This is a genomic window from Flavicella sp., from assembly GCF_037132785.1.
Lineage (GTDB): Bacteria > Bacteroidota > Bacteroidia > Flavobacteriales > Flavobacteriaceae > Flavicella.
Map to the genome: position 1 here is coordinate 1 of NZ_JBAHZZ010000008.1, position 22,516 is coordinate 22,516.

Annotated in this window: 22 protein-coding genes and 1 riboswitch; of the genes, 11 read left to right on the forward strand and 11 right to left on the reverse strand. The window is 31.9% G+C overall.

Translation table 11 applies throughout. The annotated features are described in order from the left end of the window. Positions 1 to 320 precede the first annotated feature (320 nt). The 5 genes from V5787_RS00610 to V5787_RS00630 all read left to right on the forward strand — a co-directional run bounded on the left by V5787_RS00610 (position 321) and on the right by V5787_RS00630 (position 4,153). A complete protein-coding gene (locus V5787_RS00610) occupies positions 321 to 893 on the forward strand; it encodes a non-canonical purine NTP diphosphatase (protein ID WP_336891354.1) in 573 nt (190 codons plus the stop codon). A 3-nt stretch (positions 894 to 896) separates the two neighbouring features. Next, positions 897 to 1,928: an iron ABC transporter permease gene (locus V5787_RS00615; protein ID WP_336891355.1), complete on the forward strand. Its 1,032-nt coding sequence runs from the start codon at positions 897 to 899 to the stop codon at positions 1,926 to 1,928. Beyond that, entirely contained in the window at positions 1,929 to 2,723 is a 795-nt protein-coding gene (locus V5787_RS00620) for an ABC transporter ATP-binding protein (protein WP_336891356.1), read from the forward strand. A gap of 36 nt (positions 2,724 to 2,759) precedes the next feature. After that, positions 2,760 to 3,761 carry a M28 family metallopeptidase gene (locus V5787_RS00625; protein ID WP_336891357.1) on the forward strand — a complete coding sequence of 334 codons (1,002 nt, stop codon included), beginning with the start codon at positions 2,760 to 2,762 and terminating at the stop codon, positions 3,759 to 3,761. Positions 3,762 to 3,931: 170 nt separating this feature from the next. Beyond that, a complete protein-coding gene (locus V5787_RS00630) occupies positions 3,932 to 4,153 on the forward strand; it encodes a hypothetical protein (protein ID WP_336891358.1) in 222 nt (73 codons plus the stop codon). 3 nt (positions 4,154 to 4,156) lie between these two features. Here the strand turns inward: V5787_RS00630 and V5787_RS00635 are convergent, their stop codons facing one another. Then, positions 4,157 to 5,299 carry a cysteine desulfurase family protein gene (locus V5787_RS00635; protein WP_336891359.1) on the reverse strand — a complete coding sequence of 381 codons (1,143 nt, stop codon included), beginning with the start codon at positions 5,297 to 5,299 and terminating at the stop codon, positions 4,157 to 4,159. A 133-nt stretch (positions 5,300 to 5,432) separates the two neighbouring features. On the opposite strand from V5787_RS00635, the gene V5787_RS00640 reads away from it, so the two are divergent. After that, positions 5,433 to 6,107 carry a hypothetical protein gene (locus V5787_RS00640; protein ID WP_336891360.1) on the forward strand — a complete coding sequence of 225 codons (675 nt, stop codon included), beginning with the start codon at positions 5,433 to 5,435 and terminating at the stop codon, positions 6,105 to 6,107. A 2-nt stretch (positions 6,108 to 6,109) separates the two neighbouring features. On the opposite strand, the gene V5787_RS00645 is transcribed toward V5787_RS00640, so the two are convergent. The 4 genes from V5787_RS00645 to V5787_RS00660 are packed head-to-tail and all read right to left on the reverse strand — an operon-like array spanning position 6,110 to position 10,609. Continuing rightward, complete coding sequence (locus V5787_RS00645; RefSeq protein WP_336891361.1) at positions 6,110 to 6,670, reverse strand: DNA mismatch repair protein MutS; 561 nt, start codon at positions 6,668 to 6,670, stop codon at positions 6,110 to 6,112. A gap of 6 nt (positions 6,671 to 6,676) precedes the next feature. Then, positions 6,677 to 7,465 carry a polyphosphate kinase 2 gene (ppk2, locus tag V5787_RS00650; RefSeq protein ID WP_336891362.1) on the reverse strand — a complete coding sequence of 263 codons (789 nt, stop codon included), beginning with the start codon at positions 7,463 to 7,465 and terminating at the stop codon, positions 6,677 to 6,679. 50 nt (positions 7,466 to 7,515) lie between these two features. Then, the gene (ppk2, locus tag V5787_RS00655) at positions 7,516 to 8,373 is read right to left on the reverse strand and encodes a polyphosphate kinase 2 (RefSeq protein ID WP_336891363.1); all 858 of its coding nucleotides are present in this window, start codon (positions 8,371 to 8,373) and stop codon (positions 7,516 to 7,518) included. 34 nt (positions 8,374 to 8,407) lie between these two features. Beyond that, positions 8,408 to 10,609 (reverse strand): RecQ family ATP-dependent DNA helicase, encoded by a 2,202-nt coding sequence (locus V5787_RS00660; RefSeq protein ID WP_336891364.1) that lies wholly within the window; start codon positions 10,607 to 10,609, stop codon positions 8,408 to 8,410. Positions 10,610 to 10,684: 75 nt separating this feature from the next. Here V5787_RS00660 and V5787_RS00665 point away from each other — a divergent pair, with 75 nt between their 5' ends. Genes V5787_RS00665 through lptB form a run of 3 tightly spaced genes read left to right on the forward strand, consistent with a single transcriptional unit; the run spans position 10,685 to position 13,247 of the window. Further along, a complete protein-coding gene (locus tag V5787_RS00665) occupies positions 10,685 to 11,653 on the forward strand; it encodes a KpsF/GutQ family sugar-phosphate isomerase (protein ID WP_336891365.1) in 969 nt (322 codons plus the stop codon). 30 nt (positions 11,654 to 11,683) lie between these two features. Beyond that, entirely contained in the window at positions 11,684 to 12,490 is an 807-nt protein-coding gene (gene tatC, locus V5787_RS00670; protein WP_336891366.1) for a twin-arginine translocase subunit TatC, read from the forward strand. Between the two features lie 19 nt (positions 12,491 to 12,509). Beyond that, complete coding sequence (gene lptB, locus V5787_RS00675; RefSeq protein ID WP_336891367.1) at positions 12,510 to 13,247, forward strand: LPS export ABC transporter ATP-binding protein; 738 nt, start codon at positions 12,510 to 12,512, stop codon at positions 13,245 to 13,247. Between the two features lie 60 nt (positions 13,248 to 13,307). Here the strand turns inward: lptB and V5787_RS00680 are convergent, their stop codons facing one another. Together V5787_RS00680 and V5787_RS00685 are read right to left on the reverse strand one after the other, a co-directional pair. Then, complete coding sequence (locus tag V5787_RS00680) at positions 13,308 to 14,315, reverse strand: beta-ketoacyl-ACP synthase III (protein WP_336891368.1); 1,008 nt, start codon at positions 14,313 to 14,315, stop codon at positions 13,308 to 13,310. A gap of 42 nt (positions 14,316 to 14,357) precedes the next feature. Further along, a complete protein-coding gene (locus V5787_RS00685) occupies positions 14,358 to 16,697 on the reverse strand; it encodes a UvrD-helicase domain-containing protein (RefSeq protein ID WP_336891369.1) in 2,340 nt (779 codons plus the stop codon). A gap of 147 nt (positions 16,698 to 16,844) precedes the next feature. Here V5787_RS00685 and V5787_RS00690 point away from each other — a divergent pair, with 147 nt between their 5' ends. Continuing rightward, complete coding sequence (locus V5787_RS00690; RefSeq protein ID WP_336891370.1) at positions 16,845 to 17,366, forward strand: hypothetical protein; 522 nt, start codon at positions 16,845 to 16,847, stop codon at positions 17,364 to 17,366. A gap of 66 nt (positions 17,367 to 17,432) precedes the next feature. On the opposite strand, the gene V5787_RS00695 is transcribed toward V5787_RS00690, so the two are convergent. The 4 genes from V5787_RS00695 to V5787_RS00710 form a co-directional block, all read right to left on the reverse strand. Then, positions 17,433 to 18,539, reverse strand: coding sequence for a DUF5074 domain-containing protein (locus V5787_RS00695; protein ID WP_336891371.1), 1,107 nt, complete (start codon positions 18,537 to 18,539; stop codon positions 17,433 to 17,435). A gap of 10 nt (positions 18,540 to 18,549) precedes the next feature. After that, positions 18,550 to 20,451, reverse strand: coding sequence for a TonB-dependent receptor (locus V5787_RS00700; RefSeq protein WP_336891372.1), 1,902 nt, complete (start codon positions 20,449 to 20,451; stop codon positions 18,550 to 18,552). Between the two features lie 27 nt (positions 20,452 to 20,478). Further along, positions 20,479 to 20,687: riboswitch (cobalamin riboswitch) on the reverse strand. Between the two features lie 126 nt (positions 20,688 to 20,813). Beyond that, on the reverse strand, positions 20,814 to 21,737 hold the full coding sequence (locus tag V5787_RS00705; protein ID WP_336891373.1) for an ABC transporter substrate-binding protein: 924 nt from the start codon (positions 21,735 to 21,737) through the stop codon (positions 20,814 to 20,816). Positions 21,738 to 21,746: 9 nt separating this feature from the next. Further along, positions 21,747 to 22,196, reverse strand: coding sequence for a GNAT family N-acetyltransferase (locus V5787_RS00710; RefSeq protein ID WP_336891374.1), 450 nt, complete (start codon positions 22,194 to 22,196; stop codon positions 21,747 to 21,749). 190 nt (positions 22,197 to 22,386) lie between these two features. Between V5787_RS00710 and V5787_RS00715 the strand changes: the two genes are divergently transcribed. Beyond that, a partial coding sequence (locus V5787_RS00715; protein WP_336891375.1) for a transposase occupies positions 22,387 to 22,516 on the forward strand: 130 nt, incomplete at its 3' end.

Sequence of the window (22,516 nt, forward strand, 5' to 3'; positions counted from 1 at the left end):
ATCATAATTTAGTTTATTAAAGAACTATCTACTTTACTTTCTACTACTTAAAAACGAGGTCTAAAAGCCTCAAACAACTGTTCGAAATGTAGGTAGAAAAGAGAGGGGATTTTCAATGTTGACGAAGTCTATAGCTTCTGCGTATAAAATAATCTTAGTCCTCTCTTTTGTTCTTTATTGTTTTGTTCAATTTAATGAATTGTAAACTTAAGAAGTTAATAAAGTAGCTAAACTTTGTATGCTCTAAATTTATTTAGGACAGGATTGATTTATTAACAAATCAAAAGTATCTTTGTCACTTAAACATAAAACTTTAATTTATGAAAATTGTTTTTGCAACTCATAATAAAAACAAAATAAAGGAAGTCGCAGCTTTATTACCTACTGTTGAACTACTTTCTTTAGAAAGCCTTAAATGTTATGACGAGATAGAAGAAACAGCAATGACTTTAGAAGGAAATGCAAAAATAAAAGCAGACTATATAACAAATCGTTTTGAATTAAATTGCTTTGCCGATGACACAGGACTTGAGGTAGAAGCATTAGATGGTGTACCTGGTGTATATTCTGCTAGATATGCTGGAGAAGAAGGAGGTGCAGAAAAAAACATGACAAAACTTCTGCTTGCTCTGAAAGACAATCCAAATAGAAAAGCTCAATTTAGAACTGTCATTATCTTGAATTTAAATGGTGAACAACATTTATTTGAAGGTATTTGTATGGGAACAATTTTAAATAAAAAATATGGTTCGAAAGGTTTTGGTTATGATCCAATATTTCAACCGAAAGGTTATAGTGTTTCCTTCGCAGAAATGAGTATGGAAGAAAAAGGAAAAATTAGCCATCGAGGATTGGCCATTTCAAAACTGATAGCTTTTTTAAATAAATTGTAATCCTTGAAAATTCAAACGACATATAAAAGACCTGCAATCCTTTTAGGAGTACTCTTAATAACTTCATGGTTTGTAAATATCAGCTTAGGATCTGTTGACATCCCTAGTAAAGAATTATTTGAAATATTATTTAATAATGTAAGTTCAAAAGAAAGTTGGAACTATATAGTTTGGAATTTTCGTATTCCTAAATCCATCACAGCAATATTAGTGGGCTCTGGTTTAGGTATTAGTGGTCTATTAATGCAAACTCTGTTTAGAAACCCATTAGCAGGTCCCTTTGTATTAGGTATTAGTTCCGGAGCCAGTTTAGGAGTTGCAATATTAATTTTAGGATCTGCATTTATCGGCACCTATTTTGGAGCTTTTGTGCTTTCTAGTTTTAGCGTTACTATAGCCTCTAGTTTGGGTTCTTTTCTAGTATTATCTATTGTGCTTGTCGCCATAAAAAAAATAAGAAACACCATGTCTATTTTAATCATAGGACTGATGTTTGGAAGTATCAGTGCTGCTATCATTAATATTTTGAGCTATTTTAGTAACGCAGAACTATTACAACAATTTATATTTTGGAGTTTTGGAAGTCTTGGTAACTTAAGTTGGCAAGAACTTGGTATATTTTCGGCAACACTCTCTGTCAGTATCTTAATTTTATTGACAAGTATTAAATCTTTGAACGGACTATTATTAGGTGAAAACTATGCTGCAAGCATGGGAGTAAATTTAAAAAGAACGAGATACATCGTACTAATTATCACAAGCTTAATGACAGGTGTAATAACTGCTTTTTCTGGACCAATTGCTTTTATTGGGCTGGCAGTACCTCATTTAACTAAATTATTATTTGACACATCTGATCATAAAATATTGATTCCTACTGTTGCGTTAACGGGTGCTATACTTATGCTAATTTGTGATACAATAGCTCAGGTTCCAAACAGTGAATATACATTACCGATCAATGCTATTACCTCTCTTTTTGGAGCGCCTATAGTGATATGGCTTTTAATACGAAGACAAAAAGTTATGATCTAAATGGAATCCAATTCAAAACATATTGTACTAAGAACTAAAAATCTCGCTATTGGTTATAGCGACAAATCAAGTACGACTTATATTGCTCAAGAATTAAACATAACACTTGAGAAAGGCAAACTGGTTTGCTTATTAGGTAAAAATGGTATTGGTAAATCTACGTTATTGAGGACTCTTTCAAAAACTCAACATAAACTTGAAGGAGATATTCTTATCGACGAAGAGAACTTGCTTAAAATAACACCTGCTCGTTTGGCTCAAAAAATGAGCTTGGTACTCACAGAAAAAACCCCAGAAAACCAACTTACTGTATACGAACTAATTGCCCTAGGAAGACAACCTTATACCGACTGGCTAGGTAGACTTTCTAAAGAAGATATACAAAAAGTAAATCAAGCTATTGAATTAGTTCAAATAGAACATATAGCCAATAAAAAGAATTATGAGCTAAGTGATGGGCAGTTACAAAAAGTTATGATTGCAAGGGCTTTAGCTCAAGATACAGATATTATTATATTAGATGAACCAACGGCTCACTTAGACTTACATCATAAAATTGAAGTTTTTAAAATTCTTCAAGATTTGGTAAACAAAACAGACAAGACAATCATCTTATCTACTCACGAAGTCAATCTTGCCTTACAACTTGCCGATGAATTATGGTTGATGACAGAAAATAAATTTACTTCTGGAACTACAGAATCATTGATTGAATCAAAAGATTTAGAAAAATTATTCCCTAAAGACAAAATATATTTTAATTCCGAATTAAAACAATTTACTCTAAAAAAATAAGTACTTTGGTACTTTATAAATTATAAAACAGCATCAATGAAATACATATTTCAATCATTAATCTTCCTATTATTAATCACTTCATGTAACAGTACGAAAGACATTGTAAATGATGATTTAGCCGTCACTTATGCAAACAGTATAACCTTAGAAGAACTTAAAGAAAATCTATATACCCTCGCTTCAAAAGAATATAACGGAAGAAATACAGGAGAGCCTGGACAAAAAAAAGCCGCTGAATTCTTAAAAAACCAATATATCTCCTATGGGATTAAGAGTCCTATTGCTAATGGAGATTATTTTCAAAAAATCCCTGAATCCTTTTTACCAAAATCAGTTAAAGCCTCTGAAAATGTAATTGCATATATTGAAGGATCAGAGTTTCCCGATGAAATCGTAGTCATCACAGCACATTATGATCATCTCGGAAACAATGGAGTTGAAATATTTTATGGAGCGGATGATGATGCATCTGGAACCGTTGCTGTTTTAGAAATTGCAAAAGCTTTTAAAGAAGCTAAAAAAAAGGGACATGGACCAAAAAGATCCATACTTTTTATAAATATAACTGCAGAAGAAAAAGGTCTTTATGGTTCCAAATGGTATGTAAAACACCCCGTTTTTCCTTTGAAAAATCATATTGCCAACCTTAATATTGATATGATTGGTAGAGTTGACGATGCTCATTTACAAAACGAAAATTATATCTATTTAATCGGTTCAGATAAATTGAGCACAGAACTACACATACTATCAGAAAAGGTAAACAACAAATATACCCAACTAAATATTGACTATACCTATAACGATGAAAACGACCCCAATCGATTTTATTATCGTTCTGACCATTATAATTTCGCAAAGAACAACATCCCTGTTATTTTTTATTTTAATGGTGTACATGAAGATTATCATAAGTCAACCGACATTCCAGAAAAAATTAATTATGAACTATTAACAAAAAGGACAAAATTAGTTTTTTACACAGCTTGGGAAATTGCCAATCGAAAAGAGCGACTTAAAGTGGATGAAAAATAATTTAAACATCTGTTTACTAGCAAGAACAAAAAACAAGAGTCCTAATAGAAGTCTGAATGAAATAATCATCAATATAAATATTTGATTATATTTCTTATCTTTAAGTATATAAAATCAAACAATTTTATTATATTGCCTAATTAACAACAATAAAACCGTAAAAGAAACCTATGGAATCACTAGATAGAGCTTTAGAATTCGAAGAAAATGTATCTACATTTAAGTCAAGAGACGAACGTATCAAGGCATCACATACCGCAAAGGAATTAGTACTTGCGTTAAATGAAATATATAAAGAGACAAAAGATCCTAATATTATGGATGTGATGAAGCGAATTACAGCAATTAAACAAAAGTTTGAAAAAAGATTAAAAGGAAGACTAACTGCATAAGAGTTATTTTACAAGTAATTCTTCTAAAGATGCTAGAAAATATACAATATCTTCTTTAGTAGTAAAAGTACTAAATGAAATTCTCATGGAAGTTAATGACACATCTGTTGGACTTAATAAAGCTCCCAAAACGTGTGATCCAGCCTCACTTCCACTCTGACATGCACTTCCTCCAGAAACTGCAATCCCTTTCATATCAAGATTAAACAACAAAAAAGGAGAGTCTAACGGCAATCGAATATTCAATATCGTTGCCGTAGTATCTTTTAAGTTTTCTGAACCTGCATTAAACTGTATTGATGGTATTGATTTTTGAATCAAATCAATCGTCAATTTTTTCAACTCCAAAATACTCTTTACACCTGATTCCAGGTGCTTTATAGAAATATCCAAAGCCTTTTCCATCCCTACTATGGCATGAACAGGTTCCGTTCCTGCTCTAGCTCCTTTTTCTTGTTCACCTCCTAATAACATAGGCTTTACACCATGCCCTTCTTTAAAATAAGCAAAACCAACCCCCTTAGGTCCGTGAAATTTATGCGCACTTGCCGAAATAAAATCAACATTTAAGGCTCTTAAGTCAACATCAAAATGACCAACAGCTTGCACAGCATCCGAATGAAACAAGGCATCATATTCTTCACAAATACTAGCTACTTTTTTAACATCTAAAATACTTCCAATTTCATTATTTACAAACATCAAACTCACTAAGGTTTTACCTGTTATTTCCTCCTCTAACAAACTTCTTAGATTTACGATATCAACCTTTCCTTGTGCATTTGTTTCAACAAAATTAAGTTCTATTCCGAATTCAATTTCTAAGCTTTTTACCGTTCTTAAAACCGCATGATGCTCTAATTTACTCGTAACTATTTTAGTCACACCTAAATTAACAACAGCGTTTCTCAAAATCAAATTATTCGCTTCGGTTCCTCCAGAAGTAAATATGATTTCACTCGAGCTTACACCTAGATGTTTGGCAATCCCTTTTCTCGAGTTTTCTATTAAAGACTTTGCTGTTCTTCCAAAATGATGTATAGAAGAAGGGTTTCCAAAACACTGTCTCATGGAATCTCCCATTAATGTAATTACCTCATCATAAACTTGGGTTGTAGCAGCGTTATCTAAATATACTTTTCTCATAAAACACAAATAAAAAATAGTGAAATTCAAGCTATAAAAAAGCTTCAAGCAAATGTAATTCAATTAAAATTAACAGAAAAGACTTTTTACATTCTCTTTAAAACCATTATCTTTGTTTTATATTATTTTTACAATGAAAAAATTCTGTTTCCTTGCTTTTTTAAGTCTTTTATTAGCCTGTGATGATGGCGAATACAATATTCCTTCTTTTGATTTTGATGGTCTAACAATAAACGACTGTGGAGAGATTGTGTTTAGTAAAATCACCTCAAGTGGTACAGAATCATTGATTTTACAGATTAATGAAGACAATACCGATGATGTTTTTTTTAAAACTGCTGTAGATACCCTATCGATAAGTATTGCTGCTGGTACGGATAATACGATGTATTACAGAATTTTTGATTCCAGTATTACTACTAGCAGTTATTTTTGTCAAGAAATACCTCCTTCAACACCTCTAGTTACAGAAGAATGGTTTGGTGAAGGAACTCTATATATAACAAATACGATTACACTAGATGATGATAATGACGGTATAGTATTAATAAATGAATCTACCTCTAATGAAGAAAACAACAATACCAATGTAGATTATTTGAATGTTAATGACAACAAACCTATTACGGCAGTAAATCCTGTTACAAACACTTACAGCTATAGTTATACGATGCTTTTTGAATTCACAACATTAACTCTATACAACGAAACTAGTACTATAAATTATTCTAACGGTTATACATACGGCACCAAAACAGGTACGTTTACTTCTAGTGAATTACTTTTTGAAAAAGATGAAGATGAATAATGCTATTCTCTAGGGTTTTGCAGAATGTAAACCTCAGTGGCTCCTTCTCCATATTTTAAATAGGAACCTTGAGATATTCTTACAGTATATCTATTCAACAAATAGTGTAATTCCTTTTCTAGAACCCCTTCACCAACACCATGAATAAAAACAATTCTCGGAATTCTTTTGCGAATTGCAAATTCCAATTTATGTTTTGCCGTATCTAGTTGGATATTTAATATGTCAAAATTTTGCATTCCTTTGGTAGACTTTACTAAGTTTTGAATATGCAAATCCACCTCCATAGGCGGAATTGTTCCTTCTTTTTTATTTTTCTTTTGAGAAAAAACTCTTTTTTTTGATTCAGAATTTATTTTTGCCCGTAAAAGAGGATTATTAATGTCTGAAAATTTCGACAATTCATTTTGATCCTTATCTATTTTCACAAGTTGATTTTCTGTGAAACTTATCTCAAATCCGTCGTCGTCTTCAACAAGAATATTAGATTTATCGATCTTTAATACTACCCCTCTAATCGCAGCGTCTAACACAGCAACTTTATCTCCTTCTTTAAATTTCATTGACAACTATACTTCTCTATTTTTATCATAAGGAATTTTAGAAAGCAAATACTTAATAGAATTTATTCGTGCAGATGTTTTTCTGTCTGCCATAATTATTTTCCATGGAATTCCACTTTCAGGAGTATTGTCAAACATTTTCGTTTTGTACAATGTATATTCATCCCACAATTCTTGTGCCGATTCATCTACGGATGTCATTTTCCATTGTTTTAAAGGATTCTTTTTTAAATCTTCAAATCTTTTCGATTGTTCTTTTTTATTTATTGACATATAAATTTTCACAAGCTTTATTCCAGATTGAGTAATCATCTTTTCAAAGTCATTTACCTGACTCATAAAAATATCATATTCTTCTTCAGTACAAAATCCATTTACAGGTTCTACCACCGCTCTATTATACCAACTTCTATCAAAAAAAACTATTTCTCCTGCTTTTGGAAATTTTGTAATATATCGTTGAAAATACCATTGAGATCGCTCCTCTTCAGAAGGTTTTCTCAAAGCTATTATTCTAAAATGTCTAGGGTTGATCCTTTCAGTTAATCTTCTTATGGCTCCTCCTTTCCCTGCGGCATCTCTACCTTCAAAAATAACGATAACACGTTCATTCTTCTCAATAATAGAAGCCTGCATTTTGATCAACTGAACTTGTAATTTTTTTAATTTTTTTTCATAATCATAAATACGTAAAGCACGTTCAACATTAATAGAGTCTTTGGCTAACAAGCCTTTAATTCCTATTTTTGTATTCAATTTATCAATTACTTGTTTTTCTTCTAAACTATCTTCCATTTCTTATTCAGAATTATTAATAAATATAATTTATTTCATGTAAATTCACTCTAATCAATTTGATAAGATGATCTAAAATAATGCATAATCACATTAGGATCTGGGAATAAATTTGTCTTAGAAAAATCTTTTCCATCATATTCAAACTTAGACAAGACATATCTAATACACTCTAACCTAGCAACCTCTTTATTATTAGTTTTCACAATAACCCATGGACTATAACTCGTATGTGTTTTGCTATACATTTGTTCTTTAAAATGAGTATACTTACTCCATAATTTTTGACCTTTTTGATCCACAGAACTAAATTTCCAACGTTTCAAAGGGTTTTTCATTCTTGAATTAAAACGTTTTTCTTGTTCATCTTTAGATATTGACAACCAAAATTTTATAATAATCAACCCGTCTTCATAAAGCATATGTTCAAAATCAGGAACTTGGGACATAAATTCGTTGTATTGTTTATCATCGCAGAACCCCATAACAGGTTCAACAACAGCACGATTATACCAACTTCTATCAAAAAAAACTATTTCTCCTGGATTTGGTAATTCTCGAATATAGCGCATAAAATACCATTGACCTCTTTCAATATCTGTCGGTTTATTCAATGCTACCAAGCGAGAGGTTCTTGGGCTCAAATGTTCCATAAATCGCCTAATCGCTCCACCTTTTCCTGCAGCATCTCTACCCTCAAAAATCACGGCAACTCTTTTATTATTCTTAGCAACCCATTGCTGAAATTTCACTAATTCAACTTGAAGTTTTTTTAATTCCTCCTCGTATTCAATGGTATTCAGTATTACCTCGTATTTTCCTCCTTTACTCTCTAGTAGACTTTTTAATTCCTTTTTCGATTGTAATTTCCCTATCTCTTCTAGAGATAAACTTTCGAATTTTTCCATAACCTAATCTCAATTTAGCAATAAAAAGTGACTTCTAATTTGCTACTTCACTTAAAAATTTCACACGCATTAATCGTAAATCTTCTTCTTCATAATCCCCATCAAATTCATCCATTGCCTCCTGAATATCATCAGATTCAGCCTCCATAAAATAATCCATTATTTCTTCCTGCTGATCTTCATCCAAAATATCATCAATACAATAAGAAATATCCAATTTCGTGCCTGAATATACAATCGTTTCAATCTCCTTTATCAGAGCATCCATCTCTAAACCTTTGGATTTAGAAATATCTTCCAAAGACAATTTCCTATCTGTATTTTGAATAATATATAACTTTAAACCAGATTTAACACCTGTCCCTTTTAGGATCAAATCATCGGGTCTAATAATATCGTTTTCTTTTACATATACTTCAATCAAAGAGATAAATTCCTTTCCGAATTTTCTAGCTTTCCCATCTCCAACACCATGCACATTTGATAATTCTTCTATCGTAATTGGGTACCGAAGAGCCATGGCATCTAAAGAAGGATCTTGAAATATCGCAAATGGAGGAACTCCTCGCTTTTTTCCTACCTTTTTTCTTAAATCCTTTAGCATCAATATTAATTTTTGATCACTAACACCTCCATGTATTTTAGAATTCACAACACCTTCTCCAATATTTATTGTTTGGGTATAAGTATGATCCGCAGTCATCATAAACGACTTTGGATTATTGATAAACTCATGTCCTTTTTCTGTCATTTTTAGAACACCATATTGCTCAATTTCTTTACGTAATAAACTCACTACAAGTGCCTGACGTATTAAAGCCATCCAGTAACCCTTTGGATATTTTTTTCCGATTCCAAAAAACGGTTTCTCATGAGTCTTATGTGAGTTCAACATTGCATTCTCATTACCTATTAAGGTTGAAACTATATCTTTTGATTTGTATTTTTCTTTAGACTCTCTAACTACCGACAGTAATATTTTTACCTCTTCACCTGCTTCTATTTTTGGTTTAGGTGAACGGGTATTGTCGTCCATACTGGCTCCCAAACCATTTACCTCATCAAACTCTTCGCCAAAATAATGTAATAAATATTTACGACGACTCATTGAAGTTTCAGCATAACCAACAACCTCTTGTAATAAAGCGTGTCCAATTTCTTGCTCTGCTACAGGTTTACTAGATATAAATTTCTCTAGTTTTTCAATATCTTTATAAGAATAGTAAGCCAAACAATACCCCTCTCCATCATCTCTCCCAGCTCTACCTGTTTCTTGATAATAACTTTCTAAACTCTTAGGAATATCATGGTGTATAACAAAACGAACATCTGGTTTATCGATTCCCATCCCAAAAGCAATGGTCGCAACGATAACATCCACGTCTTCCATCAAAAACATATCTTGATGTTTTGCCCTAGTCTTTGCATCCAGCCCAGCATGATATGGCATAGCCTTCACTCCATTTACCTGTAAAATTTGAGCTACCTCCTCTACTTTTTTCCTGCTTAAACAATAGACAATACCCGATTTCCCATCATAACTACGTACAAAACGAATCATATCGCTGTAGATATCTTTCGTCTTTGGTCTAACGTCATAAAACAAATTGGGTCTATTAAAAGACGCCTTAAAAGTGTTGGCATCTGTAATACCCAAAGTTTTCAAGATGTCTTCTTGTACTTTTTCAGTCGCTGTAGCGGTCAAACCAATAATAGGAAGATCATCGATCTCCTTAATAATTGTTCTTAAATTCCTATATTCTGGTCTAAAATCATGTCCCCATTCAGAAATACAATGCGCTTCATCGATTGCCACAAAAGAAATATTTTGCGAACGTAAAAACTCGACATACTCAGGTTTTATCAAAGATTCTGGCGCTACATACAACAACTTTGTCAAACCAGATATGATATCTGACTTTACCGTTGCTATTTCCGACTTGTTTAATGATGAATTCAATACGTGAGCAATCCCATCGTGTTCTGAAATTCCACGAATAGCATCTACTTGATTCTTCATCAAAGCGATAAGTGGCGATACCACAATAGCAGTTCCTTCTTTCATTAACGCAGGCAGCTGATAACACAATGATTTTCCCCCTCCTGTTGGCATGACTGCAAAAGTGTTATCTCCTGCAACAATACTTCTAATTACATCTTCTTGTAAGCCTTTAAATTTTGAAAAACCAAAAAACTTTTTTAATGGACTATGTAAATCAATTTCCTCTCTATTCATTACTTATTTAATCTAACTTTTGATACATTTGCAAATAAAGGTATCACTTTTTTTTATTTAAAAAAATTAAAACTTTTGAAAAACTCAAATACTATTATTGACAAAGCCATACTAACTATTGATATAGAAAGTAAAGCCATTGCGAATTTAAAAAAATTAATCAATATTGATTTTGAAAAAGCGGTAAATTTCATCTTTAATTCTAAAGGAAGAGTTATTATTACAGGAATTGGAAAAAGCGCTATTATTGCAAATAAAATTGTTGCAACGATGAATTCTACTGGAACCCCAGCAATATTCATGCATGCAGCAGATGCTATTCACGGAGATTTAGGTAATATTCAAGAGGATGACATAGTAATCTGTATTTCAAAAAGCGGAAACACTCCTGAGATTAAAGTTTTAGTTCCTCTGATTAAAAATTATGGAAATAAAATAATTGCCTTAACAGGAAACCCTAATTCTTTTTTAGCTACGAATGCTGATTTTCTTTTAAATTGTGAGGTTGAGAAAGAAGCTTGTCCAAATAATCTTGCTCCAACAACAAGTACAACAGCTCAGTTAGTAATGGGTGATGCTTTGGCTATCTGTCTGTTAGATTTAAGAGACTTTACAAGTAAAGATTTTGCTAAATACCACCCAGGTGGAGCATTGGGAAAACGACTTTATTTAAGGGTTAGTGACTTAATATCTAATCATGAAATGCCATTAGTTACTTCAAATACAAATATAAAAGATGTAATTATCGAAATTTCAAAAAAAAGACTGGGAGCTACTGCAGTGATTGATAATCAGAAAATTTCTGGGATGATTACAGATGGAGATATTCGTAGGATGCTAGAAAAAAATGATAACATTTCAAAACTACAGGCAAAAGATATTATGTCACTTAGCCCCAAAACATTAAATGTTGATGCTATGGCGATTGACGCTCTCAACACTTTAGAAAATTTTGGTATCACTCAAATACTAGTCTTGAATGATGAAAAGAAATATGTTGGAATTATTCATTTACACGACCTTATCAAAGAAGGGATTTTTTAAAAACACAAATACGCACAAACTATTAAATACATGAGTGAAGAAAAAAATCAAATGTCGTTTTTGGCACATCTTGAGGAATTAAGATGGCACTTAGTAAGATCAACTGTCTCCATTTTTATTTTTGGAATCGTTCTTTTTTCATTTAAAAAAAAGGTATACGATAATTTTTTATTGGCTCATTTAGATAGTAATTTCGTCACCTATCAATGGTTTTGTAGAGTTTTTAAATCTATTGGTATTGACAGTGATTTCTGTGGAGTTTCATTTCCTCAAAAACTTCAAAGTTTATCTATGACAAATCAATTGATGAATGCTATTTGGACTTCATTAATTTTAGGGTTGATTATTTCATTCCCTTATATATTATGGGAAATGTGGAAGTTTATATCCCCTGGACTTCATAAAAACGAGGTTAAAAAATCAAAAGGGTTCTTGTTTATTGCATCCGTATTATTTTTTACTGGAGTCTTGTTTAGTTTTTATGTAATCGTTCCAATGTCTGTTTATTTCTTTTATAATTTTGAAATTACGGACACTATTCAAAACAACTTTACGCTATCTTCTTATATCTCAATGGTGACTAACACTATTTTGGGGGTCTCCGTAGTTTTTGAATTACCTGTTCTTATATTTTTCTTAACCAAATTAGGATTGGTCACTCCTGAGTTCCTGAAGAAATACAGAAAACATGCTCTGGTAGTTGTTTTATTGTTATCTGCAGTGATTACTCCACCCGACATAGCAAGTCAAATTATTGTATCTATTCCTGTTTTGATTTTGTATGAAATAAGCATTCATGTATCAAGATTTGTGATCAAAAAACAAGAACATTCATAATTAAAATAAATTCTATTTTATGAAACTTAGAGCTGAAAACATTCAAAAACTATACGGCAACAGAAAAGTTGTAAAAGGTATTTCTTTAGAAGTAAACCAAGGAGAAATTATTGGTTTATTAGGTCCAAATGGAGCCGGAAAAACAACTTGTTTTTATATGATTGTTGGAATGATACAACCTAATTTCGGGAAAATATTTTTAGATGACATGGAGATCACAGAGTTTCCTATGTATAAAAGAGCACAACAAGGTATTGGCTATTTAGCACAGGAAGCTTCTGTGTTCAGAAAATTATCTGTTGAAGATAATATTCTTTCTGTATTGCAATTTACAGGTAGAACAAAAAAAGAAGAAAAAGAAAAACTTGAATCCCTGATCGCTGAATTTAATTTAGGACATGTAAGAAAAAACAGAGGAGATTTACTTTCAGGTGGCGAAAGACGTCGTACAGAAATCGCACGTTGTTTAGCCTCTGACCCTAAATTCATTTTACTTGACGAACCTTTTGCTGGGGTTGACCCTATTGCTGTAGAGGATATTCAAAGTATCGTGGCTCAATTAAAAAACCGAAACATAGGTATCCTTATTACGGATCACGACGTACAGGCTACTTTAGCCATTACGGACAAAACTTACTTAATGTATGAGGGAGGAATTCTAAAAGAAGGAACTCCCGAAGAATTAGCAGATGATGCAACCGTTAGAAAAGTTTATCTCGGTGAAAGCTTTATCTTAAAGAAAAATAAATTCAAATAAAAAAAGGAACTTGTTGAAATACGAGTTCCTTTTTTATACAATCGTTTCTTCTGTTTTATATTACCATCGAATAAATACAGATCCCCACGTAAACCCACTCCCAAAGGCAGCCAAAACAACCAAATCATTGTCTTTTATTCGTCCTTTTTCCCAAGCTTCACTTAAGGCAATTACCACAGATGCAGCAGTTGTATTTCCGTAATGCATAATATTGTTATAAACCTGCTCGTCTTTTAGTTTGAATTTTTTCTGAATGAATTGTGCTATTCTTAAATTAGCCTGATGTGGCACCAATAAATCAATATCCTCGGGTTTTAACCCATTTCTCTCTAAACCTTCTACTATAACCTCAGAAAAGCGTACTACTGCATGTTTAAAAACAAACTGCCCATTCATATATGGAAAATAAGAAACATCTTCAAGATCGTTATTTTCAATTATCTCAGGTACCCATCTTAAAGTACTCGGTCCTTTCATCACTAATTCTTTCGCGTGCTTTCCTTCAGAATGCAAATGAGTTGAGAGTATTCCTTTTCCTTTTTCTTCGGTTCTACTAAGCACTAAAGCTCCAGCACCATCACCAAAAATCACAGAAACGTTACGACCCCTTGTTGTTTTATCCAGTCCTCCCGATTGATTTTCAGAGCCGATGACCAAAATATTTTTATACATTCCTGTTTTAATAAATTGATCAGCAACAGACATCGCATATACAAACCCTGAACATTGATTTCTTACATCCAATGCACCAATTGTTGGCATATCTAACATCTCTTGAATTTCAACTCCACCTCCCGGAAAGTACATATCTGGACTTAAAGTTGCAAATACAATAAAATCGATGTCATCCTTTGTCAAACCTGACCGTTCAATTGCAATTCTCGCAGCTTTTGCTCCCATAACCGAAGTTGAATCTTCAGTTCCTTTTTTAATCCATCTGCGTTCTTTTATTCCAGTTCGTTCTTGAATCCATTTATCATTAGTCTCCATTATTTTTGATAAATCATCATTCGTGACAATATTATCAGGAACATAAAAACCTAAACCTATAATTTTAGAGCTATACATAGACCTTATTTTTAGTTAATTAGTTAAACTCAATTCACTCTTTTATTCAAGTATGTTTAATTTAGCAAATTTTAAAATCAATTTTTTTATTCCTTCTTTTTGAAATTTAATTTCAGCTTTTGCATCTCCACCTGCCCCCTCTAATTTAATCACTTCTCCGACACCAAAACGTATATGTTCTACACGAGTACCAACAGTCATTTCACCTATTAAAGTCCCACCAACCTTAGCTACTACTTTAGATAATAGCCTCATATTAGAACCCAGAATAGGTTTTTTTAAAACACTTGGTTTTGCCGTTCTTATGCTGGGATTATTTCTAGGAATTGGTTTTCTAAACCTTATTTTATCTCTAGGTATATCATCTTCAAACAAATGACTGTCAACAAAATTATTAGTTCTTGGAGCCAATTTTTTGGGAGTCATATATTCCAAAAACACAGGGTCTATTTCTTCTAAAAAACGACTAGGTTCTGCCTCTGTCAATTTTCCCCATCGATATCTTGTCTGTGCAAAGCTTAGATAGACTTGATGTTCGGCTCTTGTCAATGCAACATAAAACAACCTTCGCTCCTCCTCCAATTCACTTCTTGTATTCATACTCATCGCTGAGGGAAATAAAGATTCTTCCATGCCTACTACATACACATAAGGATACTCTAACCCTTTTGCTAAATGAATGGTCATCAAAGAAATCATCGGTTCATCTCCTTCTTTATCACTGTCCAAATCCGATTTTAAAGCTACATCCTCTAAAAAAACAGCCAAAGAATCTTCTTGTTCTTTTTCTTTTGCTCCATCAATAAAATACTTGACTCCATTCAATAATTCTTGTACATTTTCTACTTTGCTAACTCCTTCTGGTGTACTATCTGCTTCTAAATCTTTTACAATTTTAATTTGTTTTACTACCTGATCTGCAATTTCAAATGCATTTATTTTTTGAGCACCAATTGACAATGCTTGAATCATATTTGCGAAATTTTTTAATTTCGTTTTTGTTCCTGCATTTATTTTTAAATCTATTTTATCAATATGTACTACAATCTCAAACAGTGACTTATTATAATGATTTGCTGCAATCGTTAATTTATCAATAGTAGTGGCACCAATACCACGAGCCGGATAATTAATAATTCTAGTCAAAGCAATATCATCCTTAGGATTTATCAAAACTCGTAAATATGATAAAACATCTTTTATTTCCTTTCTTTGGTAAAATGATGTTCCTCCATAAATTTTATAAGCGATTCTCTTTTTACGTAAGGCATCCTCCATTGCACGAGACTGAGCATTTGTTCTATAAAGAATACAAAACTTATCATTTGTCAACTGATGATTCATTTTGTTTTCAAAAATAGAATTGGCAACCCAACGTCCTTCTTCTCCATCAGAAATGGTACGCATTACCTTTACTTTTGGTCCATCGGCATTTGCAGTAAAAATTTCTTTATCTAATTTGGTTTTATTTTTTTCAATCAAACTATTTGAAGCTTCAACGATATTTCTCGAAGATCTATAGTTTTGTTCCAGTTTAAACGTTTTTACATTTTCATAATGCTTTTGGAAGTTTAAAATATTATTAATATTCGCACCACGGAAAGCATATATACTTTGAGAATCATCTCCTACTACACAAATATTATGAAACCGATCTGCCAATGCTCTCACAATTAAATACTGAGAGTGATTTGTATCCTGATACTCATCGACCATTATATAGCGGAACCTATCTTGATATTTTGCTAAGACATCTGGAAAACGAGATAATAATTCATTTGTTCGCAATAACAAATCGTCAAAATCCATTGCTCCTGCCTTAAAACATCGTTCTACATAGGCTTTATAAATCTCCCCAATTTTTGGGCGACTTGCCATGGTGTCCGCTTCTTTTAAATCGGGGTTGTTAAAATAGGCTTTTACTGTAATCAAACTATTTTTAAATTGAGAAATCCTGTTCAATACTTGTTTCGACTTATAACGTTCTTTATCTAATTGCAATTCTTTAATAATTGTACCTATTAGTTTTACAGAATCTTGAGAATCATAAATTGTAAAATTAGAAGGATATCCCAATTTATCCGATTCTGAACGTAAAATACGAGCAAAAACAGAATGAAAAGTCCCCATCCATAAATTTTTCGCTTCGTTTTCTCCCACAACAGCACCAATTCGATCTTTCATTTCACGCGCTGCTTTGTTCGTAAAAGTCAAGTTTAAAATATTAAAAGGATCAACTCCGCACTTCATCAAATGGGCTATTCTATAGGTAAGAACTCGCGTTTTTCCTGAACCAGCACCAGCAATGATAATCATAGGTCCCTCTAATTGTAAAACAGCCTGCTTCTGTGATGGATTCAATTCGTCTAAATAATCTATCAAACTAATATCTTTTTAATTTAAATAAAAAAGTATCTCTACTACAGCATCAAAAATAAGTTTTCGCACCAATTAAAACAATAAAAGTTATCTACATCTTCGCTATTTTAAAAAAATGTTTAATTTCGTGATTATAACTAGATTTTCTCTATGAATACAATTGATTTTACAAGTATTGCATTTTCTACTATTCCTGCCATTATTACTGGTGGTATCGCTTATTATTTTTTCAAAACTCATATTCAAAATGAAAACGATAGAAGAAACTTTGAACTACTACAACAAGGAAAAAAGTTGACTTTACCTGCTCGACTTCAAGCTTATGAAAGAATTACTTTATTTTTAGAAAGAATAAATCCAAGTCAATTGTTGATTCGAATAAAACCATTAGGCGATAATAAAAATGTTTATAGTTCTATATTATTAAGCACTATAGAACAAGAATACGAGCATAATATCAGTCAGCAAATTTATATCTCTGAAGAATGCTGGAATGTAATAACTACCTCCAAAAATGCAGTGGCACATATTATTTCAGAAATAACAAAAGATAATCTGATTAAAAATTCTCAAGAATTAAGAGAAGGCATATTAAAAAAAATGTTGGATACTACTCCTCCTTCAGCTATTGCTCTTTCTTTTCTAAAAGCAGAAGTCTTCAAAATTTTATAATAAAAAAACGCCTCATTTCTGAGGCGTTTTTTTGTTATAGCAATATTAATTATTCATACTCATCTGTTATTCGTTAAAATAGATTTTTGAAGCACCTAAACCTACAGCTGTAGAGTATAGTGTGCTTTTAGAGTTTACATCTGTAATAGTCAATTTACTCAAAGCTTCAAAAGAGTATTGTACTCCATATAACTTCCCTTCTTTAACTGTCATTCCATATAATTTATCCGTGGTAATAGCATCTCCCTGTGATAACTCTGTAGCATTTTCCTCTATAGAAAACACTCCTGAATAATTAATATGATAGTAAATATTTCCTCCATCAACATCCAATAAATTAGGATGAATCCCTTCTGTAAATTCAATCGTAGAAATCAAGGTATTTGAAGATATATCAATGGTTTGAATCGCAGCAATGGTTTCAACTTCTGGATACCAAATTCCATTATCTCCTTCTACCCAAGATGATTCTTCACCTTGAGAAAGAACTACTAAATTCCCAACAGAATTAAAAACTAAATCATCTGGGGCATCTTTTACGATAATCGTTGAAATCCTATTGTTTGCATCTGTATCAATTACAGAAACAATATTATTGTATGGAGTACCATAGCCCGTACCTCCTTTATTGGAAACATACAATATATTATTTTTACTTACAATTCTTTCTGGGCCATTTGAAATTTCAAATGTGGATTCTACTTTATTTAACGCTAAGTCTACGACTGCAATAAACTCATCTGTTACCACATTAGAATCTCCCCAGTTGGTAACGTATCCTTTTCCGTTTGCAAAAGCCATATAGCGAGGGTTATTTAAATCATCTGTAATCACCGCTTTTTGAACAAAAGTATATCTATCTACGACTACGATAGAATTCGCATCATTTAAAACAATATATGCATCATCACCGTTAAAAGCAACTGACTGAATTAACCCTCCTAATTGGGCTCCATTAACAGATTTATACACAAAATTTGAAGCAGTACTATAGTCACCAGCAATAAACGACAAAGAACCATCTTTTGACCCATAACTTCCTTCAGCACTCACTATTATTCCATTCTCATAGGTGTCTAAAAGTTCCGTTAAATCACTTGAGTCATCCTCTGTACAGGATATAAAAACTATACTTAGCAAGAATAGTTTGAAAATTAATTTTGTTGTTTTCATTTTTATTTAATTAAAATTTATAATTGATATTTATTGTGTAATTTCTTCCAGGCATAGGGCGTAAGTTTGTAAAATAATACAATTCGTTGCACAAATTATTCGCCTTTCCTCCAAGCACTATTTCTTCCTTATTCGTTTTATATAGCGTTACGTCAATTCCAAAATTCATTACACTTACTTGGTCCAAAGAATAAAAATCGATTGCGAGTCGGTTTGTATATACGTCACTTTGATATAGTTCTTGTAAATAGATTTTCACTCTATTATAAGTGTATTCTAAATTATAATTCAAAAGATGTTTTGGTGCATAAGGTAATTGCTTACCTGTTTCAGAATTTGTTGCTATCGCATATATATAGTTTCCAAAAAAACGAAAAGAATGTTTGCCTATCTTTTTATTATAACTAACAAACAGTTCAACTCCTTTATTCACAGCAGCATCAATGTTTATAGGTGTCCATAAATTTGAATTTCCTGCTGGCTTCCATATAATTTTATCTATTATATCAATATAAAATAGGGTTGTATTTAGCTCAAAGCCATAATTTTCAAATTCTACTCCCAGCTCACCTTGTTTCGAATGTTCTGGAATCAAGTCCTCATTGCCTACAACTGGCCAATACATTTCGTTATAAGTTGGTACTCTATAATTTGATGAAATATTTGTTTTCAACCAAATAAAGCTGCCTAATTTATACTCTGCCGATAAAGAAACTGAAATTGGAACTTCAAAATCAGAATTGAATTCCTTTCTAAAACCAAGTGAAGAGATTAGATTTGAGTTTGACTTAAACGTTAATATACTTCCAAACGAATACGCTTCTCTTATTCTGGATGTAATATAATTTGTACTTCCATTTGTATTTTCATACAACATCAAATATTTTAAACTCCATACATTTGAGAATCTATAATCTATAGCGTAATCTAATAAGGACTTTTTAGACTCCCCAAATTCAAAATTCTCAGCATCCTTATCACCATAATATCTATACTCCTGAGTAATATATGCAGAATTTATTACTTGAGTAAAACTTCCAAATTTGTATTCCCATTTCAATAAATTACGTTGATTAAAATCTTCATTTCTTTCACTACCTGCTGATGGATTAGGCAAACCATCTGAGAACAAACGATCTCCATAATATCCAGTTGAATAGAAATATAATTTATTGACATTTGAAATTTTATAACCGAGGCAAAAATCAATACTATAATTGACATATTTTCCATTTTCATTTTTCAATAAGTTCCCATCTTCATCAAAATAACGATCATCTATAAAAGCATAATCATTGTCTGATTTATTATAGGTTCCTGAGATTTTTATTGCCCATTTTCCTGTTCCTAAATTGGATTTAAAAAAACTTGAAGTTGTATGATAACTTCCATAAGAAGTAAACAATTGATAATCTTGATGCTCTTCAAAATCCAATATATCTTTTAAATGCACCGTACCTCCAATCGCACCAGAACCATATTGCACACTACCGCCACCACTTTTTACAATAATTTTATCAGCAGTATTAGCTGAAAGTGAATTAAAGTCAGTTTGACCACTTCCAACTGAATTAATATTGATACCATTCCATAAAACAACGGTATTTGAAGCAGATGTTCCTCTAAAACGAGCAGAACTTGTTCCTCCATTTCCATAGTCTTTAAAAACTATAGGACTATTATATCTTAGTAATGACGTGAAATTGGTTGGATTCTTAACTATCGTTTCTACAGATAATTCAATTGTTTTCTGCCCTAATACTTCTTGTTTATGAAATTTTTCAGTAGAAATAACTACAGCCTCAAGGTTTTGAATAGAATCAAGACTTTCACTACCTTCATTTTTTACTTGCGAAAAAACAGGTTTGAAACACAATACAGCCAATAAAAAAAACACCTTACATACTTTCATAATAATTTCCTTTTCTCCCGAAAGTCTATTTAAAATTATGAATTAGGTAGGTCTCCTGGCTTGCGTCTTGTTGTTACCTTCCCGTAAATTACTTTACAGTGGTATAAGTTTACAACAAGCATCAAAATAAATTGACTTAGCTTACAGTTGCGGGGACAGCTTTCGAATTAAACGAAATTCCCTTTTAATCTCATTTCTAAACTATCGAAATGAAAACCAAATTCGCTGCAAAAATAGAGACAATGTTTGGATAAACAATCTTTTTTTTAATTGTTTTTAAATCTCTATTCGTAAAAAGAAAAAATAATCCATCTAGGGAAATAACCACAAAAAAACAATTCAATAAAAAGGCGATTGACAGCTTAAATATCGAAAAAATTAAAAAATTTCAATTCTAATTCTGTTGACACTTTATAAAACTCTGGATGAATCATTTTTGCCAATACTTCAATCCCATTTACCAACGTACTTGCAGAGGGCTGTGTAAACATATCAAAATCTGCAATAAATACAGCTTTATTTTTTACTGCTCTTAGCTGTTTCCATTCTGGTCTTTCGGTTAAAAATGGCATGTCTTTTAAAGTAGTTTCTGTAGCATATCCACAAGGAGCGATAACCAAAACTTCCGGATCATATCTCACTATTTTATCCCAATCTACAACAATGCTATCTCCAGATGGATGTGATAAAAGATCTACTCCTCCAGCACAACCAATTTGATGAGGAATCCAATGTCCACAATTAAACAAAGGATCTATCCATTCCAAAAGCAAAACAGATTTCTGTAATAAACGATGCTCTCTTTGTATATCCAATACTTTGGATATACGTTTTTCTAATGCTCTAATATGTACCATCCCTGCGTTTTCACTTCCTATAGCTTTCGCTACAGTCAAAACAGAATCTAACACATCTTGTAAGGATTCGGGATTGACTGAGATCAATTCTGGCACTTTCTCTAAATTAGCAACCGCTGCTGCTGTACATGTTGTATCAATCTGACAAATTTCACAAACATCTTGGGTGAAAATAATATCAGGCGCTATTTTAGCAAGTTCTTGCTCTTCTACATAATACAAACTCTCTCCCGTTTTTTTACTGTTAGAGAAAAGCGTATTTATTTCATCACTAGTATAGTATTTACCTTCCATCACACATCTTACTACAGGTGTTTTTTCAGACAAAGCTATAGCTGGACATTCAAACGTTATTCCGTCCAAAGAATCTTGCAAGCCCATATCATAAATCATTTGAGTAATCGCTGGTAAAAAGGAAGATACTTTCATTTCAATTTTTTAATTCTTTATAATTTCCATTCCGACATGAGGAATTCCATCCTCTAAGTATTCTTCTCCTACAATTTCAAATCCATGAGACTTATAAAAATCTGTAAGGTACAGCTGGGCAGAAATATGAATATTAATTTCCTTGAATTTAATTTCGATACTTTTTATAGAAAAACTCAATAAATCCAGTCCATAACCATATTTCCTATATGCTTTTGCAACAACAATACGACCAATACTCGCCAAGTCACAATATACTCTTTTTTCGAATATTCTTGAATAAGCAATCAAAATCCCATCAACAAAACCCAATATATGAAGTGCTTGCTGATCTTTAAAATCTAAATCTAAATAGATTGATTTCTGCTCTACGACAAAAACATCCGCTCTTAAATTTAAAACAGCATAAAGCTCTTCAACCGAAAAATCATAAAATTTTTTAACTTTAAATTTAATCATAAAAAGAAAACTTAATAAAACGCGAAATTAACTCCTTTTAAATCTTAAATCCTAGTATTAGACGTAAACTATAGAAAGTTATTATTATTTCCAGAAGGAAAGGCTTAATTACCTCCCCCTTAAAGGGGATAAAAACTTACTAAGTTAGTCATTTAGTTTCTGTGTCTTAGTGTCCTTAAATATAACAGATATGGATGTTTTTCAAGGTCAAAATATACTGAGTTTTATAAAAGAACTGCCAAATGATGAAGCTTGTAAAGCTTATTTGGCAAAAATAAAATGGTCTGAAGGTTTTATATGTAGTAAATGTTGTGGCACAA

What these genes read in the sequence shown, in the direction of transcription:
- V5787_RS00610 (WP_336891354.1), top strand. Translation starts at nt 321, where the DNA reads ATGAAAATTGTTTTTGCAACTCATAATAAAAACAAAATAAAGGAAGTC.
- V5787_RS00620 (WP_336891356.1), top strand. Translation starts at nt 1,929, where the DNA reads ATGGAATCCAATTCAAAACATATTGTACTAAGAACTAAAAATCTCGCT.
- V5787_RS00625 (WP_336891357.1), top strand. Translation starts at nt 2,760, where the DNA reads ATGAAATACATATTTCAATCATTAATCTTCCTATTATTAATCACTTCA.
- V5787_RS00630 (WP_336891358.1), top strand. Translation starts at nt 3,932, where the DNA reads ATGGAATCACTAGATAGAGCTTTAGAATTCGAAGAAAATGTATCTACA.
- V5787_RS00635 (WP_336891359.1), bottom strand. Translation starts at nt 5,299, where the DNA reads ATGAGAAAAGTATATTTAGATAACGCTGCTACAACCCAAGTTTATGAT.
- V5787_RS00640 (WP_336891360.1), top strand. Translation starts at nt 5,433, where the DNA reads ATGAAAAAATTCTGTTTCCTTGCTTTTTTAAGTCTTTTATTAGCCTGT.
- V5787_RS00645 (WP_336891361.1), bottom strand. Translation starts at nt 6,670, where the DNA reads ATGAAATTTAAAGAAGGAGATAAAGTTGCTGTGTTAGACGCTGCGATT.
- ppk2 (WP_336891362.1), bottom strand. Translation starts at nt 7,465, where the DNA reads ATGGAAGATAGTTTAGAAGAAAAACAAGTAATTGATAAATTGAATACA.
- ppk2 (WP_336891363.1), bottom strand. Translation starts at nt 8,373, where the DNA reads ATGGAAAAATTCGAAAGTTTATCTCTAGAAGAGATAGGGAAATTACAA.
- V5787_RS00660 (WP_336891364.1), bottom strand. Translation starts at nt 10,609, where the DNA reads ATGAATAGAGAGGAAATTGATTTACATAGTCCATTAAAAAAGTTTTTT.
- tatC (WP_336891366.1), top strand. Translation starts at nt 11,684, where the DNA reads ATGAGTGAAGAAAAAAATCAAATGTCGTTTTTGGCACATCTTGAGGAA.
- lptB (WP_336891367.1), top strand. Translation starts at nt 12,510, where the DNA reads ATGAAACTTAGAGCTGAAAACATTCAAAAACTATACGGCAACAGAAAA.
- V5787_RS00680 (WP_336891368.1), bottom strand. Translation starts at nt 14,315, where the DNA reads ATGTATAGCTCTAAAATTATAGGTTTAGGTTTTTATGTTCCTGATAAT.
- V5787_RS00690 (WP_336891370.1), top strand. Translation starts at nt 16,845, where the DNA reads ATGAATACAATTGATTTTACAAGTATTGCATTTTCTACTATTCCTGCC.
- V5787_RS00695 (WP_336891371.1), bottom strand. Translation starts at nt 18,539, where the DNA reads ATGAAAACAACAAAATTAATTTTCAAACTATTCTTGCTAAGTATAGTT.
- V5787_RS00700 (WP_336891372.1), bottom strand. Translation starts at nt 20,451, where the DNA reads ATGAAAGTATGTAAGGTGTTTTTTTTATTGGCTGTATTGTGTTTCAAA.
- V5787_RS00705 (WP_336891373.1), bottom strand. Translation starts at nt 21,737, where the DNA reads ATGAAAGTATCTTCCTTTTTACCAGCGATTACTCAAATGATTTATGAT.
- V5787_RS00710 (WP_336891374.1), bottom strand. Translation starts at nt 22,196, where the DNA reads ATGATTAAATTTAAAGTTAAAAAATTTTATGATTTTTCGGTTGAAGAG.